This window comes from Streptomyces sp. HSW2009, assembly GCF_040240285.1.
GTDB lineage: Bacteria > Actinomycetota > Actinomycetes > Streptomycetales > Streptomycetaceae > Streptomyces.
On sequence record NZ_JBEHZD010000402.1, the window covers coordinates 1 to 7495 of the forward strand.

General features: G+C 73.4%; 8 protein-coding genes. 1 reads left to right on the top strand and 7 read right to left on the bottom strand.

Features of this window, described 5'->3' with window-relative positions:
- From AAHZ94_RS24555 to AAHZ94_RS24580, 6 genes are all read right to left on the bottom strand, one after another.
- Positions 1–455, bottom strand: a 455-nt coding sequence (locus tag AAHZ94_RS24555) for an FAD-dependent oxidoreductase (RefSeq protein ID WP_349995284.1), incomplete at its 3' end; no start/stop codon positions are given.
- Positions 452–2275, bottom strand: a complete 1824-nt coding sequence (locus tag AAHZ94_RS24560) for an FAD-dependent oxidoreductase (protein ID WP_349995285.1) — start codon at positions 2273–2275, stop codon at positions 452–454. The genes AAHZ94_RS24560 and AAHZ94_RS24555, both read right to left, overlap by 4 nt.
- Positions 2276–2314: 39 nt before the next feature.
- On the bottom strand, positions 2315–2968 hold the full coding sequence (locus AAHZ94_RS24565; RefSeq protein ID WP_349995286.1) for a helix-turn-helix domain-containing protein: 654 nt from the start codon (positions 2966–2968) through the stop codon (positions 2315–2317).
- Positions 2969–3091: 123 nt separating this feature from the next.
- Positions 3092–3601: an NUDIX hydrolase gene (locus tag AAHZ94_RS24570; protein WP_349995287.1), complete on the bottom strand. Its 510-nt coding sequence runs from the start codon at positions 3599–3601 to the stop codon at positions 3092–3094.
- Positions 3598–3909 carry a hypothetical protein gene (locus AAHZ94_RS24575; protein ID WP_349995288.1) on the bottom strand — a complete coding sequence of 104 codons (312 nt, stop codon included), beginning with the start codon at positions 3907–3909 and terminating at the stop codon, positions 3598–3600. The genes AAHZ94_RS24570 and AAHZ94_RS24575 overlap by 4 nt, the downstream gene beginning before the upstream one ends.
- A gap of 288 nt (positions 3910–4197) precedes the next feature.
- Positions 4198–5361 (bottom strand): helix-turn-helix domain-containing protein, encoded by a 1164-nt coding sequence (locus AAHZ94_RS24580; RefSeq protein ID WP_349995289.1) that lies wholly within the window; start codon positions 5359–5361, stop codon positions 4198–4200.
- 422 nt (positions 5362–5783) lie between these two features.
- On the opposite strand from AAHZ94_RS24580, the gene AAHZ94_RS24585 reads away from it, so the two are divergent.
- Positions 5784–6125: a DUF2516 family protein gene (locus AAHZ94_RS24585; RefSeq protein ID WP_349995291.1), complete on the top strand. Its 342-nt coding sequence runs from the start codon at positions 5784–5786 to the stop codon at positions 6123–6125.
- A 598-nt stretch (positions 6126–6723) separates the two neighbouring features.
- Here the strand turns inward: AAHZ94_RS24585 and AAHZ94_RS24590 are convergent.
- Positions 6724–7495: PP2C family protein-serine/threonine phosphatase (locus AAHZ94_RS24590; RefSeq protein WP_349995290.1), on the bottom strand; the 772-nt coding region annotated here is incomplete at its 5' end.

Sequence of the window (7495 nt, forward strand, 5' to 3'; positions counted from 1 at the left end):
GCGGGGTTCCGGGGCTGCGGGGGGGCGCTGGCGGGGGGGGGGGGGGCCCCGCGGGGGCGGGGGGGGGGGCGGGGGGGGCGGGGCGGGCGGGGGGCCCGCGCCGGGCCCGGGGCCCGCCCCTGCCCCTCCCCCGGACTCGACTCCGTTTGAGCTTCTGATTCTTCTTCCGTTTCTGCTTCCGTTTCCGTTACGGGCTGCTGCCGCTGGGGCGGGTGTCGGTAGTACTGGCCGCCGACCTGCGGCGCGCTGTCCACGAGGGTGACCCGGGCGCCCGCCCGGGCCGCAGCCAACGCGGCGTGCAGCCCGGCCGGCCCGGCCCCGACGACCACGACCTGCCCGCGCCCCCGCTCGACCGGCGAGGCCCCCGCGACCACGCCCGCCCGCCACAGGTCATCCGCCCCCGCCGCCGGCCCCGGGCCCGGCGCGTACGCCTCCGCTCCATACGGTTCCGTCATGCCAGGTCCTCTCCCGTCGCCCCCGACCCCGGTTGGTGCTGCGATTGCGACTGTGATTCCGGTTGTGGTTCCAACTCCGGCCCGACCCCCGGCCCCGGCTCCCGCTCCGGCCCCGGCCCCGGCCCCGGCAGTACTGCCCCGTACTGCGTGGTGACGACGTCCCCCGGTGCCACCTCGCGCTGGCAGGCGCGTACGTCCGGCAGCCCGTTCAGAACGACCAGGCAGTCATGGCACACGCCGATGCCGCAGAAGAGACCGCGCCGCCGGCCCGCGCCGCGCGTGGTGCGCCACGACGTACGCCCCATGGCGAGCAGCACCGCGGCGACGGTGTCACCGGGGCGTGCGTGACGTACGAGGCCGTCCACGGTGAGCGTGAACCCACCCCGCGCATCCGCCGACGCACCAGCCACCCACTCCGCAGCCGCCCCCGCCACTCCAGGGCCAGCACCAGCACCCGCGTCGAAGCCAACACCGACCGGCCCGCCCCCGGCATCCGCGCCAACACCGCCCCCGCCACCCGGGCCGACACGGGCTCCAGCACCTGCACCAACACCAGCCCCAACATCCCCACCAGCGCCAGCGCCCCCTCCCACCACCGCATCGCCGGCCGCCAGGCCCCCACCCTCCGACTGCCGCAGGCCCGGCCGGGCCACCCGGAACGGTGCCGGGTCCAGGTGCGGGGGCTCGCCGGTGAAGAGTTCGGCGAGGAGTTCGCCGGTCGCGGCGGCGAGGCCGATGCCAGCGCCCTCGTGCCCGGCCGCGTGCCACAGCCCGGCGCGGCGCGGGTCGGGGCCGCTCACCGGCAGGTGGTCCGGGGTGTACGGGCGGAAGCCGCCGTACGCGCGGAGCACCGGCACCGCGGCCAACACCGGGAACAGCGCCGTCGCCCCGCGCGCCAACTCCCGGAGCACCACGGCCGGCACCGCCGCGTCGAAGCCCACCCGCTGCCGGCTCGAACCGATGAGCACGGTGCCGGCCGGCGTCGCCTCCACGACGGTCGAGGTCCGCAGATCGGCCTCGCTCGCGCCGACCGCGCCGACGTAGTCGGCCGCGTACACCTTGTGCCGCACCGTCCCGGCCGGCCGCGGCGCGGTGACCAGCACCAGGCCGCGGCGCGGCAGTACGGGCAGCGGGGCGCCGGCCGCCGCCGCGAAGGCACCGGCCCACGGGCCACCGGCGTTGACCACCGCACCACAGGGCACGGGGCCCGCGCTGGTCCGCACCGCACGCACCCGGCCGCGCCGATCGCACTGCACGCCGAGCGCGGTGACCCCGCTCCGCACCTCGCCGCCGCGCGCCCGCACCGCGGCCAGCAGCGCCGTCGCGGCCAGCACCGGCTGGAGTTGGGCGTCCTGCGGATAGTGCACGACGGTGCTCGCACGCGGCGTCAACTGCGGTTCGTATGAAGCGACTTCGCCCGGCGCCAGCTCCCGGGCGGTGACGCCCACCGCGCGCTGGGCGGCGGCGAAGGCGCGGAGCGCGGCCGACTCGGCGGCGCCGACGGCGCCCACGAGGCCGCCCTTGCGTTCGAACTCGCACGCCGCGCGGCCGGGCCCGAGCTCCTCGGCCAACCCGGCCAACAGGGCGGGCCAGCGGCGCAACGAGGCGAGCGCCAGATCGAGTTCGGGCCCCGGCGCCTTGTCGGAGACCAGGAGGTTGCCTTCGCCGCTCGCGGTGGTGGCCGAGGCGAGCGCGCCGCGCTCCAACACCGCCACCCGCACCCCGCGCCGGGTCAGCGCCTCGGCACAGGCGGCGCCGACGATCCCACTGCCGACGACGACCACGTCGGGGTGTTGTCCGTACGTCCATGAACCCTGCATGACCCGCACCACCGTTCTCCAGAAAGAACGGTGGTGACGCTAGTGCGGCCAGGGGGGCCGGTCAATACCGCGGTCGCCCGGGTACTCGATGAGCAGGACGGACAACACGGGTTCGTCCCCCGCGCACTCATAGATGTGGGGCCGCGAACCGGTCAGGCAGACGTAGTCGCCCGGGCCGACCTCGTACGGCTTCGCCGGCGGCCCGACCCGCAGCACCCCCTGCACGACCACGACGTGCTCCATTCCGGGATGCCCATTGGAGTGCTGCCGCTCGCCCGGCCGGACCCGCTGGTCATAGACCTCAAGCACACCGCCGCGGGGCTCGATCCGGCGCAGCATGCGCAGGTCCACGGCGCTGCTGCGGAGCACTTCGAGGCCGGCGGAGCGGACGAGCAGCACATCGGGGTGGGCGGGTTCGGCGAGCAGATCGGAGACCGGGACCTGAAGAGCGTTCGCCAGAGAGAACACGGTTTGAATGGTGGGATTGCCACTTCCCCCCTCAAGCTGCGACAGCGCGCTCTTGGCCACCCCCGACCTGCGGGCCACCTCGGAGAGCGAGAGCCCGCGCTCCACGCGCAGCGCCCGCACATTGACCCCGAGCATCCGCCCGGCCCGCTGCTGCCCGCCCTCGCCACCCGTCCCACCCGCGGGCTCGCCCCCCGCGCCCCCGCGCTCCCCGTGCGGCTCCCCCATGCTGCCCCTCCTCGGCGGTCCGCGACGTGCGGCCGGCCGCCACACTGTAACGAGCGGGGCCGGCCCCCCGGGCCACGCCCCGAGCGGCGCTCCGGGCCCGGCCCGCGGACGGCCCGGCCGGGCCTACCCGTCCCGCCCCTCCCCCTTCGGCATGCCCTCCACCAACAGCGGCGGTTCGACGCCGAGCAGCCGCGTACGGAGGGCATGGACGAGGGCGACGCGTTCGAGGTCTTCGATGGCCGACCATTCGATCTCGACCTGGCCGCGGGGCAGGCCGGCGAAGGCGTCCTCGGCCACGGTGCCGCCATCGAGGATGAAAGCGAGTTCTTCATCCTGCTCGCTCCCGATGGCGGGTTGCTGATCGACGGCGAGCAGAGCGGGCTCCTTGGGCAATCTGATGCCCAGCGCATCAGCCACCCGATGGGCAGCGTCGGGAATCGACTCCCCGGCTTGCACGATGACCCCCGGCGGGCAGCCCCACCCGTCCCGCACCACCTGGAGGACGCGCGGCCAAAGCCCCTTGGACTGGAAGTACTTGGGGTCTTCGGCCGGGCAGCGGACGAGCAGGAACACCCACACTTCACGAGGAGGGTTCGCCTGGTGGGCCGCGTGCACGGAGCGCACGATCCTCATGCGGCCTCACCGCCGCAGGTGAGGGCATGCAGCCCCACGCATTCCTGGGGCCATCGGTCGTCAAAGGTGAGCAACCCGTGCGCGGACCGACCGTCCGACCAGCACAAACCCTCCGCCGTCTCGTACTCCGCACGCCGCCGGTTGGGGCACAGTACGTTGCTGCGCAAGGCATCCGGATCGAACATCGACTCCTGGTACGCCTCGTGGAACGCGATGTCCGTCACGGGCGACCAGGCACTTCCGTCTCCGAACCGGAGGAAGAAGCGCAACGGGGTGCCCATGACCACGACACGGTGGGCGCCGTCCATCACGCACCTCCCGCAAGACGCGCGTGCCGACTTCGGGATGCGCTCACCTTCACCGAGCACCCCCTGACGTGGGGGTGCCCTTCGCGGGTGCCCTGTCGGGCTGGAGTCCCGGAGTGGCAGGCGCGGGCGAACGGCAGGAGTCGGGCCAGAGGCCGACGCACGCATCCCAGAGCGCACGTCGGCGGGCCCGCTCAGCAGGGCTTCGTCGGGGCATGACCCCGAAACTAGAACCGCCGAGCAATTCCTGTCTGTGGCACTACGACTACAGATTGCGTAAAAGTGCCACGACTACAGGCTAAGCCGCAGCGCATCCGCCATTTCGCGCATCTCTGGAGTGAGGGTACGTCGACCGGCAATGACAGCCTGAAGGGTGTCCCGAGCAAATGTCTGATTCGGAAACCACTGAGGTGAAGCCTTCCGCACTTGACTCAACTTGTCGAACGCTTCTACGAACTGCCCCAGCCGGGCATGCGCCCTAGCGATATCAAGTTCATGCCGGTTGCGCACGCTCTTCGTGGGGCGTACGGAGAAGATCGGAAGCCCTTCCGAAAGCCGGAGCGCCGCATCGGGTCGATCCCTTATCAACTCGTTCTCCACGGTCCACATGCGCATGGTCGTGGGGCCGAACGTCCGCGCGTTCTCGTGTTCGGGGCAGACCTCGCGGCCGATGGCCGTTGCGGCAGTTCGGGCGAACCTCAGCATGTCCGTCGCCACGTCTTTGTGGTTGTTGCGTGCTGCCGCCCCAGAGGCCCTGACCAGCATCAGGCCCCACGCAGCCAATTCCCCACTCGTGGCCCGGGAGATACGGGGTTCCATGTCGTCCGCCCACTGCGTGGCGAGCGTCTGCGCCTCGCCCAGACGCCCTTGCCTCATCAGCAACCACGCCAAGGTGTTGACGCTCGCGGACGCGCCCAGCCGGTCCTGCGCCTCCTCGACGGCACGCTTGGCCACCAATTCCGCAATGTCGAACTGCCGCGTGTGCGTGAGCGCACCAGCCGCGAGCCGCAGCACACGGGCGCGAACCTCTCGGCCGTCATAAGCCAAGGTGTCAGCGTCGCGCAGCAATGCGGGGAGAACCGCCGCGAGTTCGACGAACTGGTGCTCACGATAGAGAGAAATGCCTTCTTCGAGGACCGCCGCAACCCCTTCAGGCGTTGCCGCATCGACATCGTCTCTTGCCGGAGGGGCCATAACAGCGGCTCGTACCGGAAGCCACAATTCGCTTGTGCCGGGCTGGGGACCCTCCTCGTGAGGTTCGGCGACCAGGTCCATCGTTGACAGACGCAGCGTCCGCGCGAGCGCATGCAGCGTTTCCATCCGGGCACCGTCGCGGTCCCCCTGCTCCAACTTTCGAATGGTGGAGACGCTGACTCCGGAGTGGGTGGCTAGCTCTGACTGGGTGAGCCCTGCACGCTTGCGGGCTTCCTTGACCTTCTTCCCCACATACGTCATGACGTCAGCGTACGACCGGAAGCCCCGCCCGAACGGCAGCCCAGGAGTCCCGCCCCGGCCCCGGGGCCTCAGCCCGCCCCGGGGTTGCGCGGTCGGGGTGGCGCCCGGGGGCGGTCGGCCGCGCGTACTGGGCAGCGCACGGCGCTGGTGGTGAAGTGCTGTCATGACGTCAACGGAGACGAGCCAGGGGCCAGGGGACGGGACGCCGCAGGAACCGTCGGGCGGCCGGCCGCGGGCGGGGGCGGGCGGCCCCCCCCCCCCCCCGCCGGGGCCGCGCGGCGGATCGGTTCGGCAGGTCGTGACAACGGTCTGGCAGCAGGCGCGGCGTGCACCGCGTGCCCGTTCCGCCGTACGGGTACCGTTGCCGCTGACACGCCCGACGGACGCGACGGTCGATCACTACATCTCAGGCGGTGGATGACGTGCTAGTGCAGGGATTCAACGAGCTGATGTTCTGGGTCTCCTGGGGCCTACTGCTCTTCAGCCTGTTCGCCTTCATCGACGCGGCGATCCGCCGCGAGGACGCGTACCGGGCCGCGGACAAGCAGACCAAGCCCTTCTGGCTGATCCTGCTGGGCATCGCGACGGCGGCCAATCTGTTCCTGTCGGTGATGTCCTTCATCCCGATCATCGGGCTCATCGCGACGATCGTGTACATGGTGGACGCCCGGCCGGCGATCCGGCAGGTCTCCGGCGGCCGTGGGGGTGGCCGCCGCGGCGGCGCAAGCTCCGCCGGGCCGTACGGTCCGTTCAACGGCCGCTGACCCCGCGCCCCACTCCCGACCGGTCTCCCCGCACCGCATGCGCGGACCGGTCAACCGGCCGACAGGCTGCTGAGCTGATCACCGAGCCGACCAGGCTGACCAGGTCGACCAGGCCGATTCGAGGGCTGCCGGGACCCCGCCCCGCGCCGCCCGGCCGGTCGCCCACCGGCCACCCTGCCGCTCCCGCCCCACCATCCCCACCGGCCGCTTGCGCCGCTCCCACCCCGCCTGCCCGCTGGGCCACCGCCAATCCGTCCCACCTGCCGCACGGGACAACCGGCCACCACCGCCCCGCTCCCCCGTGCGGGCCTGCGCCCCGCGCGCCCACGGCCGGACACGCCTCCGCCTCACGCGCCCGCGCCCACGCTTCCTCTCGTACGCGCAGACCCGGCCCGTACCCCCACCGCCTCGCGCGCGTACGCCGCGTCCCGTACCACCCACCACGCCCGTACGCCGCGGTGCCGCGCCCCAAAAAACGCAGTCGACCCGCACCCGTATGCCCCCTGCCGCACCCCCACGAAGCAGCCCACCCGCCCAGCGGCGCCCAGGCACCGCACCCCGCCAGACCGCGTCCGCGCTGCCGGGCCGCCGGGCCAGATCAACCGGCCAGATCAACCGGCCGGGTCGGGGCCGCGCTGCCCAGGAGGAGGACGGCCACATCGTCCGTCAGCTCGCCGCCGTTGAGTTCGCGCACCTGCCTGACGGCCGTGTCCAGCAGCTTCTCGCCGCAGAGGCCGGCCGCGAGGAGGGAGCCGATGAGTTCGACCATGCCTTCCTCGCCCAGCCGGTCCGAGCCCGTGCCGACGTGGCCCTCTATCAAGCCGTCGGTGTACATCAGCAGGCTCCACTCCGCGCCGAGCTCCACTGTCCGGCAGGGCCAGCGGGCGCCGGGGAGCAGGCCGAGGGCGGGGCCGCCGTCCTCGTACGGCAGCAGGGTGGGCGGCTGGCCGGGGCGGGCGAGCAGCGGGGCGGGGTGGCCGGCCAGGAACAGGCCGGCGCTGCGGCCGTCGGGAGCGATGTCCGCCGTGCACAGCGTCGCGAAGATCTCGTCGTCGTCGCGCTCGTGCTCCAGCACCTCCTGGAGGGTGCTCAGCAGCGCTTCGCCGCTCAGCCCGGCCAGCGTCAGCGCCCGCCAGGCGATGCGCAGCTCGACGCCGAGCGCCGCCTCGTCCGGGCCGTGGCCGCAGACGTCGCCGATCATGGCGTGCACCACGCCGTCGGGGGTGCGCACCGTGTCGTAGAAGTCGCCGCCGAGCAGCGCCCCGCGGGGGCCGGGGGGGGGGGGGGGGGGGGGCCGCGGGGCGGGGGCCGGGGGGCGCGGGGGGGGGGGGGCGGCCCCGCCCCCCCCGGGCGGGGGGCCCGCGCGCCCC

What these genes read in the sequence shown, in the direction of transcription:
- AAHZ94_RS24570 (WP_349995287.1), bottom strand. Translation starts at nt 3,601, where the DNA reads ATGAGGATCGTGCGCTCCGTGCACGCGGCCCACCAGGCGAACCCTCCT.
- AAHZ94_RS24575 (WP_349995288.1), bottom strand. Translation starts at nt 3,909, where the DNA reads ATGGACGGCGCCCACCGTGTCGTGGTCATGGGCACCCCGTTGCGCTTC.
- AAHZ94_RS24565 (WP_349995286.1), bottom strand. Translation starts at nt 2,968, where the DNA reads ATGGGGGAGCCGCACGGGGAGCGCGGGGGCGCGGGGGGCGAGCCCGCG.
- AAHZ94_RS24580 (WP_349995289.1), bottom strand. Translation starts at nt 5,361, where the DNA reads ATGACGTATGTGGGGAAGAAGGTCAAGGAAGCCCGCAAGCGTGCAGGG.
- AAHZ94_RS24560 (WP_349995285.1), bottom strand. Translation starts at nt 2,275, where the DNA reads ATGCAGGGTTCATGGACGTACGGACAACACCCCGACGTGGTCGTCGTC.